The organism is Marinobacter sp. C2H3, assembly GCF_037080155.1.
In the GTDB taxonomy this organism is placed as follows: Bacteria; Pseudomonadota; Gammaproteobacteria; order Pseudomonadales; family Oleiphilaceae; genus Marinobacter.
In genome coordinates, this window is the sequence record NZ_JBBBNZ010000004.1 from 47777 (window position 1) to 62179 (window position 14403).

General features: G+C 63.5%; 12 protein-coding genes and 1 tRNA gene. 9 read left to right on the forward strand and 4 right to left on the reverse strand.

Translation table 11 applies throughout. From position 1 onward, the window contains the following. Positions 1–44: 44 nt before the first annotated feature. Complete coding sequence (locus V3388_RS12880; RefSeq protein WP_336367982.1) at positions 45–677, forward strand: LysE family translocator; 633 nt, start codon at positions 45–47, stop codon at positions 675–677. An 18-nt stretch (positions 678–695) separates the two neighbouring features. Here V3388_RS12880 and fdxA read toward each other — a convergent pair whose 3' ends face one another. Together fdxA and mutS are read right to left on the reverse strand one after the other, a co-directional pair. Continuing rightward, positions 696–1019 carry a ferredoxin FdxA gene (gene fdxA, locus V3388_RS12885; RefSeq protein ID WP_336367983.1) on the reverse strand — a complete coding sequence of 108 codons (324 nt, stop codon included), beginning with the start codon at positions 1017–1019 and terminating at the stop codon, positions 696–698. 175 nt (positions 1020–1194) lie between these two features. Next, a complete protein-coding gene (gene mutS / locus V3388_RS12890; RefSeq protein ID WP_336367984.1) occupies positions 1195–3834 on the reverse strand; it encodes a DNA mismatch repair protein MutS in 2640 nt (879 codons plus the stop codon). Positions 3835–3935: 101 nt separating this feature from the next. Between mutS and V3388_RS12895 the strand changes: the two genes are divergently transcribed. From V3388_RS12895 to V3388_RS12920, 6 genes are all read left to right on the forward strand, one after another. Beyond that, entirely contained in the window at positions 3936–4439 is a 504-nt protein-coding gene (locus V3388_RS12895; RefSeq protein ID WP_336367985.1) for a CinA family protein, read from the forward strand. Between the two features lie 109 nt (positions 4440–4548). Beyond that, the gene (recA, locus tag V3388_RS12900; RefSeq protein ID WP_336367986.1) at positions 4549–5598 is read left to right on the forward strand and encodes a recombinase RecA; all 1050 of its coding nucleotides are present in this window, start codon (positions 4549–4551) and stop codon (positions 5596–5598) included. A gap of 7 nt (positions 5599–5605) precedes the next feature. Then, a complete protein-coding gene (locus tag V3388_RS12905; RefSeq protein ID WP_336367987.1) occupies positions 5606–6067 on the forward strand; it encodes a flavodoxin family protein in 462 nt (153 codons plus the stop codon). Positions 6068–6214: 147 nt separating this feature from the next. Further along, a complete protein-coding gene (locus V3388_RS12910) occupies positions 6215–8623 on the forward strand; it encodes a Lon protease family protein (RefSeq protein ID WP_336367988.1) in 2409 nt (802 codons plus the stop codon). 39 nt (positions 8624–8662) lie between these two features. Beyond that, on the forward strand, positions 8663–9283 hold the full coding sequence (fixJ, locus tag V3388_RS12915) for a response regulator FixJ (protein ID WP_336367989.1): 621 nt from the start codon (positions 8663–8665) through the stop codon (positions 9281–9283). A 49-nt stretch (positions 9284–9332) separates the two neighbouring features. Then, complete coding sequence (locus tag V3388_RS12920; protein WP_336367990.1) at positions 9333–10913, forward strand: ATP-binding response regulator; 1581 nt, start codon at positions 9333–9335, stop codon at positions 10911–10913. Between the two features lie 37 nt (positions 10914–10950). Here V3388_RS12920 and V3388_RS12925 read toward each other — a convergent pair whose 3' ends face one another. Beyond that, positions 10951–11838 carry a MaoC family dehydratase gene (locus tag V3388_RS12925; protein ID WP_336367991.1) on the reverse strand — a complete coding sequence of 296 codons (888 nt, stop codon included), beginning with the start codon at positions 11836–11838 and terminating at the stop codon, positions 10951–10953. 182 nt (positions 11839–12020) lie between these two features. Between V3388_RS12925 and V3388_RS12930 the strand changes: the two genes are divergently transcribed. Together V3388_RS12930 and V3388_RS12935 are read left to right on the forward strand one after the other, a co-directional pair. Next, positions 12021–13052, forward strand: a complete 1032-nt coding sequence (locus tag V3388_RS12930) for an AraC family transcriptional regulator (protein WP_336367992.1) — start codon at positions 12021–12023, stop codon at positions 13050–13052. A 130-nt stretch (positions 13053–13182) separates the two neighbouring features. Further along, positions 13183–13259 (forward strand) — tRNA-Asp (locus V3388_RS12935). Between the two features lie 66 nt (positions 13260–13325). Here V3388_RS12935 and V3388_RS12940 read toward each other — a convergent pair. Continuing rightward, complete coding sequence (locus V3388_RS12940; RefSeq protein WP_336367993.1) at positions 13326–14393, reverse strand: AraC family transcriptional regulator; 1068 nt, start codon at positions 14391–14393, stop codon at positions 13326–13328. Between the last annotated feature and the right edge of the window lie 10 nt (positions 14394–14403).

The window sequence follows — 14403 nt, forward strand, 5'->3', positions numbered from 1 at the left end:
CGTGCCAGTCGGCCGTACCGTCTTTTCCGCGTTCAGGAGTGCCGATGGACCTGTTCTGGGCCTACGTTCTGGCCATTACCCTGCTGACCATCACCCCCGGTGTGGATACCCTGCTGGTCATGCGCAACGCCGGTCGCGGCGGCCTGGGGGATGGCTGCCTGACCAGCCTGGGCATCTGCTCCGGGCTGTTCATTCACGCGTCGCTCTCGGCGCTGGGCATTTCCGTCCTGCTGGTGCAGACCGCCTGGGCCTTCACCGGGCTGAAGTGGCTCGGCGCTCTGTACCTTATCTGGCTGGGCATTGGCTCGCTGCGACAGGCGTTTAATCCGTCATCGGCGCCAGCGCCGCAGGTCAGCGCCCGTGCCGACGATCGCCGGCCTGTCGTCTGGCATCAGGCGTTCCGGGAAGGGTTGTTCTCCAACGTATTCAATCCGAAAACCGCGCTGTTTTATATGGCGCTGTTGCCCCAGTTCATTGATCCGGCCGGCAGCGCGCTTGCCCAGTCCCTGTTCCTGGCGGCAATACATTTCGGACTGGCGATGGTCTGGCAGTGCGGACTGGCGTGGGTGGTGGTGCGGTTCCGGGGGCTGGGGGCGAGCGCACGGCTGAAGCGTGCGCTGCACCTGCTGACGGGCGGGTTCTTCGTGGCGATCGGCGCCCGCCTCGCCAGCAGTTAACCGGGGCTGAGGCGGGGCTCAGCGCTCCAGATACTTGAGTTTGTCGGTTTTGCCGTCCCACTCGGCGGCGTCCGGCAGGGGATCTTTCTTCTCGGTGATGTTCGGCCACTTGCCCGCCAGCTCGGCGTTCAGCTCGACAAACTGCACCTGCTCGGCCGGCAGCTCGTCCTCGGAGAAGATGGCTTCCGCCGGGCACTCGGGCTCGCACAGGGCGCAGTCAATGCACTCGTCCGGGTCAATGACCAGGAAGTTCGGGCCTTCGTAGAAGCAGTCCACGGGGCACACTTCCACGCAGTCCGTGTATTTGCACTTGATGCAGTTATCGGTAACGACAAAAGCCATAGTCAGATCCCTGGTGTGTCAGTGGTCAGTCTCATCAGTAAGGCGCATATTGTAGGGAGCGGCCTGCGGGTGAGCAAGCGTGCGCCGGCTATAACCATATGCCCGTCACAGGGTGCTTCCGTGCGGTGTCAGCGGCGCCTTTGCCGCGTCCCTGACAGCGTTCCGCCCCGAATCCTCAGCCCCGCCCTTCAAGCAGTTTTCTGAGCTGGTAGAGCGCGTCGAGGGCCTGCCGTGGCGAGAGGTCGTCCGGGTCCATGTCCGCGAGGGCCTTTTCCACCGGGCCCGGTTCCAGGCTGGCGAACATGTCGCCCTGAAACGCGCCTGCCGCCGGGGTTTCCCGCACCGTCGGCGCGGCCGGGGCAGTGGCCGCGGGTTTGCCGGCCGCCGGGCTGGCGCTGCCCTCCAGATGCGCCAGCTGGGCGCGGGCGTTGCGGATCACGTCCTGGGGAACGCCGGCAAGTTTGGCCACTTGCAGGCCATAGCTCTGGCTGGCGGGGCCATCGTGGACGTTGTGCAGGAACACGATGCTGTCGTCGTGTTCGGTGGCGGTCAGGTGCACGTTCACCGCATGATCCAGATCGTCCGCCAACTGGGTCAGTTCGAAGTAGTGGGTGGCAAACAACGTGTGGCAGCGGATGTTCCGGGCCAGGTGTTCGGCGGTGGCCCAGGCCAGGGACAGGCCGTCGAAGGTACTGGTGCCCCGGCCGACCTCGTCCATCAGCACCAGGCTGTGCTCGGTGGCGTTGTGCAGGATGTTGGCGGTTTCGGTCATTTCCACCATGAAGGTGGAGCGGCCGCCGGCGATGTCGTCGGAGGAGCCCATGCGGGTGAAGATGCGATCCACCGGCCCGAGCGTCGCCCGGTTCGCAGGCACAAAGCTGCCGGTGTAGGCGAGCAGGGCAATCAGCGCCACCTGGCGCATGTAGGTGGACTTGCCGCCCATGTTCGGGCCGGTGATCACCAGCATGCGGCGCTGCTCGTCCATCAGCAGGTCGTTGGGCACGAACGGCTCTTCCAGCAGTTGTTCCACCACCGGGTGCCGCCCTTCCTCGATGTCGAATCCGGGCCGGTCGGTGAACGTCGGCGGTGCCAGGCGGAGGCTGGTGGCCCGCTCGGCAAAGTTGCTCAACACGTCCAGCTCGGACAGCGCCTGGGCGGCATCCTGCAGGGCCGGCAATTGCTCGGCAACCGTCTCCAACACCTCGTCATACAGCGCCTTTTCCCGGGCAAGGGCCCGGCTCTTGGCGCTCAGGGCCTTGTCCTCGAAGGTTTTCAGCTCCGGGGTGATAAAACGCTCGGCGTTCTTGAGGGTCTGCCGGCGAATGTAGTCCACCGGCGCCTGGTCCGATTGGGCGCGGCTGATCTCGATGTAGTAACCGTGTACCCGGTTATAGCCGACTTTCAGGGTGCTGATACCGGTGCGCTCCCGCTCACGGGTCTCCACATCCAGCAGGTACTGGCCGGCGTTTTCACTGATGTTGCGGAGCTCATCGAGTTCGTCGTCGAAGCCTTCGCGAATCACGCCGCCGTCGCGAATCACCACCGGCGGGTTGTCGAGGATGGCCCGGCTGAGCAGGTCCGCGAGATCTGGGTATTCGCCCACGGTGGCGGCCAGCTCGCCGATGTGGCCGGACTGCACCGGCGCCAGTGCCGCCTGCAGGTCAGGCAGGGTCTGAAAGGCGTCCCGCAGGCGGGCCAGGTCCCGGGGGCGGGCAGAGCGCAGGGCCACGCGGGCCAGAATGCGCTCGATATCACCCACCTGCCGCAGCAGCTCGTGCACCGGCTCGTAATGGAAGCCGTCCAGCAGAGCGGCAACCGCCTGCTGGCGCTGCTGCACCACATGGATGTCCCGCAGCGGGCGGTTCAGCCAGCGGCGCAGTTCCCGGGCGCCCATGGCGGTGGCGGTGCGGTCCATCACCCAGGCCAGGGTGTACTGGGTGCCGCCCATCAGGTTGGTGTCGATCTCCAGGTTGCGGCGGCTGGTGGCATCGAGGATCACCGCGTCGTCCCGGCGCTCCCGGGTCAGCTTGCGAATGTGGGGCAGGGCGGTGCGCTGGGTTTCCCGGGCGTACTGGAGCAGGCAGCCGGCGGCGCATATCGCCAGGTGCAGGTCCTCGCAGCCGAAGCCGGTGAGGTCTTTCACCTGCAGCTGTTGCGTGAGGGTGCGCCGGGCGCTGTCCGCTTCGAACAGCCAGGGGCCCTGGCGGCGTACGCCGGTGTAGCCCTCCAGCAGCTCGCCGAAGGGGAACTCTTCGCTGACCAGAATTTCCGCCGGCCGCAGGCGTTGCAATTCACCCTGAAGCGCCTCCGGGTTGTCCAGCTCAGAGACCGCAAAACGGCCGCTGGAAATGTCCAGGGAGGCCAGACCAAAGCGTTCCTTGCGGTTGTAAAGTGCCACCAGCAGGTTGTCCCGGCGTTCCTCCAGGAACGCTTCATCACTGAGGGTGCCGGGGGTGACAATGCGGATCACCTTGCGTTCCACCGGCCCCTTGCTGGTGGCCGGGTCGCCGATCTGCTCGCAGATGGCGATGGATTGGCCCCCGCGGACCAGGCGCGCAATATAGCCCTCGGCGGAATGGTATGGCACCCCCGCCATCGGAATCGGATTGCCGGCGGACTGGCCCCGGGCGGTCAACGTAATGTCCAGCAGCTCCGCGGCCTTTTTGGCGTCGTCGAAAAACAGCTCGTAGAAGTCCCCCATGCGGTAGAACACCAGCTCGTTCGGATGCTGTCCCTTGATCTTGAGATACTGTTGCATCATGGGCGTGTGGCTGGAGAGAGCGTTGGGGGACTGGTCGGTTTGCGCTGCTGACATGGACGGGCCCGATTGGTGTTGCATTGGAGTGAGGCGGGAATTGTAAGAAAATAACCGCAGGGATGAAACGCGCCTGTCAGCAACCAGAGGAGAACGGCCAGATGACCACCATTGTAACGGACCAGCAGTTACAGGAGGCCGGTGAACAGCTGGGCCTGAAGCTGGAGGCAACCGGGCTCACCGTTGCCACCGCGGAGAGTTGCACCGGCGGCTGGGTCGCCAAGGTGCTGACCGACCGCGCCGGCTGCTCTGCCTACACCCTGGCCGGTCTGGTGACCTACAGCAACCAGGCGAAAGAAACGGTGCTGGGTGTGGCGCCCAGGGCGTTGGATAACCACGGTGCGGTGAGCGAACCGGTAGTGCGCCAGATGGTCGCCGGTGCGGCACGGTTGGCGGGCGCGGACCTGGCGGTGGCTACCAGCGGCGTGGCCGGCCCCGGCGGCGGCACCCCCGAAAAGCCGGTTGGCACTGTCTGGTTCGCCTGGGGAACGCCGGAACGCACCGAGGCCACCATGCGACGGTTTGATGGCGACCGGGAGGCGGTCCGGCGACAGTCGGTGTTGTTCGCGCTGGTGCGTCTGGCGGACTACATCGACCGGATGTGAAGCGGTTCCCGTGCGGGTTGGGAAGCGGGCTGATAAAGGGGGTTGGTCTGCCCGTTCGCATGTGTTTTAATACTGTGCAAATATACAGGCATTCGAGGGGTGTGCACCAATGGAAGACAATCGCAAGAAAGCGTTGAGCGCTGCGCTCGGTCAGATTGAACGTCAGTTCGGCAAGGGCGCCGTGATGAAAATGGGCGACCACCCACGGGAAGCGATTCCGGCGGTGTCCACCGGCTCCCTCGGCCTGGACGTGGCCCTGGGCATTGGCGGCCTGCCGTACGGCCGGATCGTGGAAATCTACGGTCCGGAAAGCTCCGGTAAAACCACGCTGACCCTGCAGGTGATTGCTGAGGCCCAGAAGCAGGGCAAGACCTGTGCCTTCGTGGACGCCGAGCATGCGCTTGACCCGATTTACGCCGAGAAGCTGGGCGTGAACGTCGATGAGCTGCTGGTCTCCCAGCCGGATACCGGTGAGCAGGCGCTGGAAATCGCCGACATGCTGGTGCGCTCCAACGCGGTGGACGTGATCATCGTAGATTCCGTCGCGGCGCTGACGCCGAAGGCGGAAATCGAAGGCGAGATGGGTGACAGCCACGTGGGTCTGCAGGCGCGTCTGATGTCCCAGGCCCTGCGTAAGCTCACTGGCAGCGTCAAGCACGCCAACTGCCTGATGGTATTCATCAACCAGATCCGGATGAAGATCGGCGTGATGTTCGGCAGCCCGGAGACCACCACCGGTGGTAACGCGCTGAAGTTCTACGCCTCTGTTCGCCTGGATATCCGCCGTATCGGCGCGGTCAAGGACGGCGACGAAGTGGTCGGTAACGAGACCCGGGTGAAAGTGGTCAAGAATAAGGTCTCACCGCCGTTCAAGCAGGCGGAGTTCCAGATCATGTACGGCAAGGGCATTTACCACATGGCCGAGGTGCTGGACATGGGTGTGAAGGAAGGTTTCGTGGACAAGTCCGGCGCCTGGTACGCCTACAACGGCGACAAGATCGGCCAGGGCAAGGCCAACGCCTGCAAGTTCCTGGAGGACAATCTCGACATCGCCCAGGAAATCGAAGCCAAGGTCCGGGACAAGCTGATGCCCAAGCCGGTCAAGAAAGAGGCGGCCGCCGCAGAAGCTCCGGCTGAAGCCAACGGCGAGCTGCTCTGAGCCCGCTGTGAAGCGCCTGTTGATCATCGCCCACGCGCCGTCGCCAAACACGCGGCGGTTGCGGGACGCGGTGGTCAGCGGCGCCCGCGGTCCCGAGATCGAGTTTGTTGAGGTGGTGCTTCGGGCGCCCCTCGAGACGCAGCCGGACGACATTCTGGCCTGCGATGCAATCATCCTCGGCACCACCGAAAACCTTGGATACATGGCCGGGCTCGTCAAGGACGTGTTCGACCGCTGCTATTACCCCTGCCTGGAACACACGCAAGGCCTGCCATTCGCCTACTATGTGCGGGCCGGTCACGACGGCACCGGCACCTGCCGGGCTATCGACACCATCACCACTGGCCTCCGATGGCGCCAGGTGCAGGCACCTCTGGTCTGCCGGGGCGACTATCAACCGGATTTCGAGCGCCAGTGCCGGGACCTCGGGCTGGCCCTGGCTGCCAGCCTGGACGCCGGCGTTATCTGACAACGGCCCGCGTCTGCCCCCTTGGCCTGATGACGGTCGTGAAGCACCCATTCCATCCCAACAGGCGACAGAACGGCCCCCAGAATCTACAATGGGCGGCCAAAGACTTTCCAATCAAGCCGTTATCCGTTGCAACAGGAAGACACCTTGAAGCCATTGCCCCTGCATCAGTTGTACAAAGCCTGCGTTCTGAAGGATCTGCCGTTCAAATCCACCCGGCAACTTGAGCCCCTGGCGGAGATTGTTGGCCAGAATCGTGCCCAGGAGGCGGTGCGTTTTGCGCTGGCGATGCCCCATGGCGGCTATAACGTGTACGCGGTGGGCCGCAACGGGTTGGGCAAGCGCACCATGATGCTCCGGTATCTGGAGCACCACGTGGACACCGAGCAGCAAAGCCACGACTGGTGCTATGTGGCCAACTTCGAAGACCCCCGCTCGCCAACGCTGCTCAAGCTGCCGGCCGGTCAGGGCGCCCAACTGCGCCAGGATATGGACAAGCTGATGACCCGGTTGGTGAAGGTGATTCCCCAGACCTTCGACAGCGACAGCTTTGTCGAGCGCGCAGAGCAACTGAAGAACGAATACGGCAAGAAGCAGGAAGACGCCCTGGAAAAGGTGGCCTCCCAGGCCCGCAAGAAGAAAGTGAGCCTGACCGTGACCACTCCGGGGGGCTACCGGCTGGTAGCCATGAACGGCGAAGAGCCGCACACCGCCGAGACCTTTGAGGCGCTGTCGGACACCGAAAAGAACCGCTTTGAGCAGGCGATCGATAAACTCGAGAAGCAGTTGCGCCAGGCGCTGCGCAAAATTGCGGACTGGGAACAGGAATACGCGGACAAGCAGCAGGCCCTCAACCAGGAAACCCTTGAGGGCATCATCGGCCACCAGTTCGACGAGCTCGTAGCGCGTTACGCCGGGCTGCCGGATGTGGTGGCCTACCTCAACGCGGTGCGTGCAGACCTCGCGGAGAATCTGGACATTTTCCTGGACGACGGTGAGGAGCAGGCGGCCATTGCCTACGCGTCCCTCGACAAGAAAATGCCCCGTCGCTACCTGATCAACCTGCTGGTCCATCAGAAAACCAACGAAGTGCCGGTGATCGTGGAGGACAACCCCACCTACCACAACCTGTTCGGCTACGTTGAGAACGTCACCTACAAAGGCACCGTGTTCACCGACTTTTCCCTGATCCGCCCGGGCAGCCTGCACAAGGCCAACGGCGGTTATCTGCTGATGGACGCCATCAAGGTGCTGGAACAGCCCTTTGTCTGGGACGGCCTGAAGCGAGCGCTGCGGGCCCGGGCCCTCCAGATCAACTCCCTGGAGAGGGAAATGACGCTCTCAGGCACCATCTCCATTGAACCTGAGGCGGTGCCGTTGGAGGTGAAAATCGTGCTGTTTGGCGACCGGGAAACCTGGCTGCTGCTGCAGGAATACGATCCGGAGTTCGCCGAGCTGTTCAGGGTGACCGCGGACTTCGAGAACGAAATGTACCGCACCGACGACAGCCAGCTGCTGTACGCCAAGTTCATCGCCAGCCTGGTCAATGAGAAGAAACTGCTGCACTGCACCCACAAGGCCGTGGCCCGGGTCATCGAGCACAGCGCCCGGATGGCCGAGCACCAGGACCGGCTGTCCCTGCACGCCGCGGACATCGCCAACCTGCTGCGGGAGTCCGATTACTGGGCCCGCCAGGCCCAGGCGAAGATGATTTCCGACGTGCATGTGGAACGGGCCCTGGAAAGCGCCCGCTACCGCAGCAGCCGCATCCGGGACCAGTTCTACGATTCCATCCGCGACGGTACCACGCTGGTGTCCACCACTGGCCGGTGTGTGGGCCAGGTGAACGCGCTGTCCGTATTGTCCACGGGCGGCTATGAGTTTGGCCTGTCCAATCGGGTAACGGCCACCTGCTATTACGGCGACGGCGGCGTGATGGATATCGAGCGGGACGTGAAGCTGGGCGGCAATATTCACTCCAAGGGCGTGATGATCCTGACCTCCTGGCTGTCGTCCCGGTTTGCGGTAGACGACCCGATGCACCTGTCTGCGAGCCTGACCTTCGAGCAGAACTACGGCGAAGTGGACGGCGACAGCGCCTCGCTGGCGGAACTGGTGGCCCTGGTATCGTCACTGTCGGGCGTGCCGGTGCGACAGGAACTGGCGATCACCGGGTCGGTCAACCAGTTTGGCGAAGTGCAGCCGATAGGCGGCGTTAACGAGAAGGTCGAAGGGTTTTTTGTCACGTGCCAGCTCAAGGGCGGGCTGACCGGAGACCAGGGGGTGATTGTTCCCGCCACCAACGTGCAGAACCTGATGCTGGACAGCGACGTGGTGGAGGCCGTGCGCAAGGGCCGCTTTGCCGTGTATGCGGTGACCCATGTGGAAGAGGCCATCACGCTGCTGCTCGGGCGCCCGGCCGGCAAAGCCGATGATAAAGGGCGGTACCCCAAACAGTCGGTTTTTGGCATTATCCAGCAGCGGCTTGAAAAAATGCGGGAAAACGAGCGCCAGGAGCAGGCCCGCCTGGAGCACAAGGACCCGTCGATTCACTGACCGGCGATCACAAGAAAACGGACAGGAGAGATCCAACTCATGACAGAGACCCAGCAGACCGTATACGTAGTGGAAGACGATGAGGCGGTGCGTGACTCTCTGGAGCTGCTGCTGAAATCCGATGGCAAGCCGGTCCAGACCTACGAGAACGCCAACGCCTTTCTGCGGGATTACTCCGACAAGATGGCCGGCTGCATTGTGCTGGATATCCGAATGCCGGGTATGGACGGCATGGAGCTCCAGAAGAAGCTGAACGACAAGCACTCCATTCTGCCGATCATTTTTGTAACCGGTCACGGTGACGTGCCCATGGCGGTGGACGCCATGAAAGAGGGCGCCGTGGATTTTATCCAGAAGCCCTACCGTGAGGAGGCCCTGCTCGAGAAAATCGAGGCGGCGCTGGCCCAGGACCTGGAGCAGCGCAAGACCCTGGATGAGAAGCAGGAAATTATCCGGCGCATCCGCAGCCTGACGCCCCGGGAACATGAGATCATGGACCGCATGATTGCCGGCCAGGCCAACAAGGTGATCGCCATTGAGCTGGAAATCAGCCAGCGCACCGTGGAGATCCATCGCTCCCGTGTGATGCACAAGATGGGCACCCACTCCCTGGCCCACCTGGTGCGTATGGTCTTGTCCGTAAAGGACCTTATCGACTAGCCCGCCACGCACCGGCATGATGGCGACACGTTCTAACCGGTCCGACCCCATGACTGAAGCTGTCAGTGAGAACTGTGACCTGACGGTTCTGCTGGTTGACGACAACCCGCAGAACCTGAAGGTTCTCTACGAAACCCTCAAGGACAAAGGCTATCGGCTGCTGATCGCCAATGAAGGCGAGAAGGCGCTGGACCTGGCCCATCGTCACCAGCCGGAAGTGATCCTGCTCGACATCATGATGCCGGAGATGGATGGCTACCAAGTCTGCCAGCGGCTCAAGGCCGATCCCCAGACGGCGGACTGCGCGGTGATTTTCCTGTCCGCCCTGGACGATCTGCAGGCCAAGGTGCGGGGCTTCAGCCTCGGTGGCGCGGATTACATCTCCAAGCCGTTCCAGTCCCAGGAAGTGATTGCCCGGGTGCGCACCCACGCCCGCATGATCCGCCTGGAAAGGGAGCTGCAGGCCCGCAACCGCGAACTGCAGAGCGACCAGACCCGCATCCTCAACGCCATCAGTGAGGGCATCTACGGGCTGGACGAACACGGCGTGATCGAATTCGCCAATCCTGCCGCCGCACGCATCATGGGTGCGCCCGCCGACGAACTGGTGGGAAAGAACTTCTTTGATCTGCATTTCGCCACCGCTGGCGACTGCCGGGAAAGCCTGCCGGTGCGAGCCACCTGCGCGCAGGGCGTGCCCGAGAGCCAGAGGGACATCAGCTTGCGCCGGGTGGATGGCAGCCGGTTCCCCGCGGAGTATCGGGCGACGCCAAAGCAGGATAACGACGAACTGCACGGCGCTGTGGTGGTGTTCCGGGACATTACCGCGGAACTGGCCAACGAACAGGCCCTGGCGGACGCCCAGGCACTGGTTCAGGAGCAGCGGGACCAACTGGCCCACACCTCCCGGTTGACCACCATGGGCGAAATGGCCGCCGGCTTTGCCCATGAGGTGAACCAGCCACTGACCGCCATCACCAACTACGCCCGCGTGGCCAAACGCATGATGGCCAAGGAAACGCCGGATCTGCCGCTGTTGCAGGAGACGCTGGACAAGATTGAGGCGCAGTCCCACCGGGCCAGCGAGATCATTCGCCGGATTCGCCGGTTCATGAAAAAGCCGGCCACCGGCAAGGAAGTGCTGTCCGTGCCGGCCTTGCTGGAGGACACCCGCCAGTTTGCGGAAGTGGACATGCGCAACAACGAGGGCGGCATCGATGTCGAGGTGCCCGAGGGCACTCCGGATGTGCTGGCGGACCCGATTCAGGTCCAGCAGGTAGCCCTCAACCTGATCCGCAACGCCCTGGAAGCGACCCGCTCAGTGGAGGCTCCGGCGCCGGTGCAGGTGAGCGCCAGGCTCGCAGGCGACAGCTGTGTTCGCGTGGAGGTCCGGGACCACGGCGTTGGCCTGCCTGAGGGCGCCGAAGACAAGCTGTTCCACCCGTTTTTTACCACCAAGGATGAAGGTATGGGCATTGGCCTGGCCACGTGCCGTTCCCTGATTCAGGCCCAGGGTGGCGACATCGGATTCGAGCGACCGGACGATGGCGGTGCCCTGTTCTGGTTTACCCTGCCCGTGGCCGTGGCCGGGGCCAGTGGCACGCCCTGCGGCGCCAGCGACCCTCAGTAGCCCACGGCAGCAGTTGGCTAACGCATCCGCCGGCAGGTTACGTGCGCCAGCGGATGCGGCCGGTCAGATGGGGCGCGTCACCGCTGGCGTTGAGCAGTTGATAGTCCCAGCCGTCCTGATCCGCCTCCCACTGTAATTCCGCCTGGCCGGGCAGGAACAGCGGCTTCTTGAACTGGGCGTCCACGGTGAATGCCGGCCCCTGCCATCCCGCCTGCGCTTCCAGCAGCGCCAGAATCCGCGCCTGGCTCCACATACCATGGGCGATCGCCCGGGGAAAACCAAACGCCTTCGCGCTCAGCGGGTGCAGATGAATCGGGTTGCGGTCGCCTGCGACGGCGGCGTAGCGGCGGCCAATGGCCTCCGGCGCAGCCAGGGGTAACCGATTCGCCATCGATACCAGCGCCGGGGGCGGTGTTTTCCGGTCCGCTGGGTTCGTGTTTCCCGGCTGCCGGAACAGGTTTGTGCTCGTTTCCTCCCACACCACGCGGCCGGCCGCCGTTGCTTCGGTCAGCAGATCAAACTCGATGCCACGGTCCGTGGGCTGAGCGGCCCCCAAACGCACCCGGATATCCAATGGTTCGCCGTCGCCGATCGCCCGGTGCTGGGTAATCCGGTTGCGCAGGTGCACCAGGCCCAGCAGGGGCAGGGGGAACGCCTTGTCCGTCAGCAGCGTCAGGTGCAGAGGAAACGCAAGGATGTGGGGCCACGTGGCCGGGATATGCCGATGGCAGGCAAAGCCGCAGACCTCCCGGTAGCGGGCGAGACTGGCCCCTCCGGTGTCCGCGCCAATGAGTTTTGCCTCCAGGGGCGGGATGTCCGGCGTGCGGGTTGCGTCGTGGGCAGCAGAACCGCGGGAAAACAGGGCCCGGGCAAACAGGGGCAACAGAGCCGGAGGCGTGGTGTGGTAGATCAACGGCTTCGGCATGGTGCAGGTCTCCTTGTGGCCTGATATGCTCTAAACGTTCGAGGCGGGTGGTGCCTTTGTCAATGCCGCCCGAGTCTTGCAGACCCGGCCATCGCCGGCATTGGCCTGCCGCGCCCAGCGTGCAGTCGGTCGGGTCAAAGTGGTTCACGGTTGTACCCATAACTAGAAAAAAGCGGGATCTTATGCAGGAACTACGTGACGCGGGCGTGATGTTGCGCCTGATCTACGAGGCAATGAAAAAAAAGGGCGTCGACACCGATACGGTGTTCAGTCGCCTGGGTGTAGACGAGAGCTACGTTTATACCGATCAGTTGCGCACACCCCACAACGCACAGGTGTACTTCTGGCAGGCGCTGGAGGACGTGTCCGGGGATCCCGACATTGGTTTGCACCTGGGTCAGTTGTTGCCGGCCTACAAAGGTCAGGTGCTGGAATACCTGTTCCTCAGCAGCCCCACGTTCGGGGAGGGGCTTTTTCGGGCCCAGGCGTACCAGCGACTTCTCAGCGATGCGGCCAATACCGACTTTTTCATCGAAGACGACAACGCCTGCATGATCCTGGATACCGCGTCGGAGGACGTGCGCCGGCTGCGCCACTTCAACGAGTGCTTTGTGCAGGGGCTGATCACGTTTTTCCGGTCGATCACCGATGGCCAGTTCTACCCGTCCCGCGTGGAATTCGAGCACGTCCGGGAATCGGGGCAGGACCACGTGGCAGAGGTACTCGGCTGCGAGGTGGTGTTTGGTGCCGACGAGAATCGCCTGTATTTTCCGGCCAAGTTGCTGGAGTTCCCATCGCCCCACGCCGAGCCGGAACTGCTGGACCTCCATGAGCGATTTGCCAGCGAGCAGGTCGCCCGCCTGGAGAAAAAGGACATCGTCGGCCAGGTGGAGCGCATCATTGCCGAGTTGCTCGACAGCGGGGAGGTGACCCTGGATGCCGTAGCCGAGCGGTTGGGCATTAAGCCGCGCACCCTGCGCACCCGGCTGACCGAAGCTGAAACGAGTTTTAATCAGGTGCTGGCGGATTTCCGCTACCGCCTGGCCCGGCAACTGCTGGCGACCACCGATGAATCCATTGATGAGATCGTCTATCTGACCGGCTTCTCCGAGCCCAGCACGTTTTACCGGGCGTTCAAGCGCTGGTCCAACATGACGCCGATCGAATACCGCCGCACGGCCCAGGGCAAGGACGCCATGGTCGACGCCATGTGACAACATTTTCCGGATTTTTCTGAAAATCCGTTGACATGCTCGGGGCCGTCTTTATAATGCGCCCTCGTTGTCACCGAGCCAGGTCAGCGCCTCAGGCGTCTCGCATCCGGCAAGCTGTGACAACCCGCGCGGAGCGGTAGTTCAGTTGGTTAGAATACCGGCCTGTCACGCCGGGGGTCGCGGGTTCGAGTCCCGTCCGCTCCGCCACTTTCCTTCCTGATGTTTTTGTCTTTCCAAATGCGTTTGTCCTGCCGTGATCGTTTGTATCATCGGCTAGCTTATTGGCTGTTTTCGAAACTCCCCCGGGCTCATCCCGTACCAACGCTGGAATGCCTTGTGAAACGCGGGCGGGTTGGCGAATCCAAGCAGCCAGGCGATCTCGGACAGGGAACTTCCCGTTTCACTGAGGTAGTCAGCCGCCAGGCTGCGCCGGGTGTCGTCGAGCAGGTCCCGGAAGCACGTGCCCTCTTCGTTCAGGTGCCTTTGCAGGGTCCACGGCGTCGTTCCCAGGCGCGAGGCGATGGTCTCCAGAGTCGGGGTCTGGCCGCGGAGCATGGGCGTGATCAGGTGCCGGACGCGGTCTGAGGTACGCCATCCTTTCTGAAGCCGCTCCAGCGCTTGTTCACACCACCGAACCAGGTGCTCATGCATCGCCGGCTGGGCCATTTGGCAGGGGTGCTGCCAGATGCTCTCCCGGATCACCAGCGTGTTTTCCGGGCTGCCGAACTCGACCGGGCACCGAAACCAGCGTTCAAACACCTCATCCAGCCCAATAGACGAGTATTCCATGGTCACTCGCTCGAGCACGTCGAAGCGGCCGGTCACGGTTCTGAGCATCTGGGTCCATCCCGCCAGCACCGAGTCGACGACGAAGCGGTTGTACTCGTTATACGGCTGGATGGAATAAAAGCGGGCGACCCGTTGTCCGGGGTTTACCGAGGGCAGGCCCCGGCTGTTCTGGCTGGTGAGCAGGCTAAAACGGATCAGGGTTGAGAGGGCCTGACCGGCTGTGGCCGCGGTCTCAGCCGCCAGCCCGGCGATGCCGGCGTCGACCGGTCGGGTCAGGGCGCCGCTGCGGAGCCCCAGCGCCGGATTACCCGTCTCGGCAATGGCGGCGTGCCCAAGGCGCATGAAGCGGGGAATGCTGATGCGGGCTTCCGGCGACACCAGGGCGCGCTCGTCGACGCGAAACTGCGTTGCCAGTGCATCCGCATTTGCCCCTTCGGCAGCGGCGGCGCGAAGCAGGACGGCGACGTACAGCGTACTGATATCACCCAGGGAGGGTCTCTGGCGTGCGCGTGGCTGTGGGGCGGGCTGAGTGGGGTTGAGGCTCTCGGCCATGGGGTCAGAT

Bases quoted from the DNA above. Each gene is read 5' to 3' on its own strand.
- V3388_RS12880 (WP_336367982.1), top strand. From the start codon at position 45: ATGGACCTGTTCTGGGCCTACGTTCTGGCCATTACCCTGCTGACCATC.
- fdxA (WP_336367983.1), bottom strand. From the start codon at position 1,019: ATGGCTTTTGTCGTTACCGATAACTGCATCAAGTGCAAATACACGGAC.
- mutS (WP_336367984.1), bottom strand. From the start codon at position 3,834: ATGTCAGCAGCGCAAACCGACCAGTCCCCCAACGCTCTCTCCAGCCAC.
- V3388_RS12895 (WP_336367985.1), top strand. From the start codon at position 3,936: ATGACCACCATTGTAACGGACCAGCAGTTACAGGAGGCCGGTGAACAG.
- recA (WP_336367986.1), top strand. From the start codon at position 4,549: ATGGAAGACAATCGCAAGAAAGCGTTGAGCGCTGCGCTCGGTCAGATT.
- fixJ (WP_336367989.1), top strand. From the start codon at position 8,663: ATGACAGAGACCCAGCAGACCGTATACGTAGTGGAAGACGATGAGGCG.
- V3388_RS12920 (WP_336367990.1), top strand. From the start codon at position 9,333: ATGACTGAAGCTGTCAGTGAGAACTGTGACCTGACGGTTCTGCTGGTT.
- V3388_RS12925 (WP_336367991.1), bottom strand. From the start codon at position 11,838: ATGCCGAAGCCGTTGATCTACCACACCACGCCTCCGGCTCTGTTGCCC.
- V3388_RS12930 (WP_336367992.1), top strand. From the start codon at position 12,021: ATGCAGGAACTACGTGACGCGGGCGTGATGTTGCGCCTGATCTACGAG.
- V3388_RS12940 (WP_336367993.1), bottom strand. From the start codon at position 14,393: ATGGCCGAGAGCCTCAACCCCACTCAGCCCGCCCCACAGCCACGCGCA.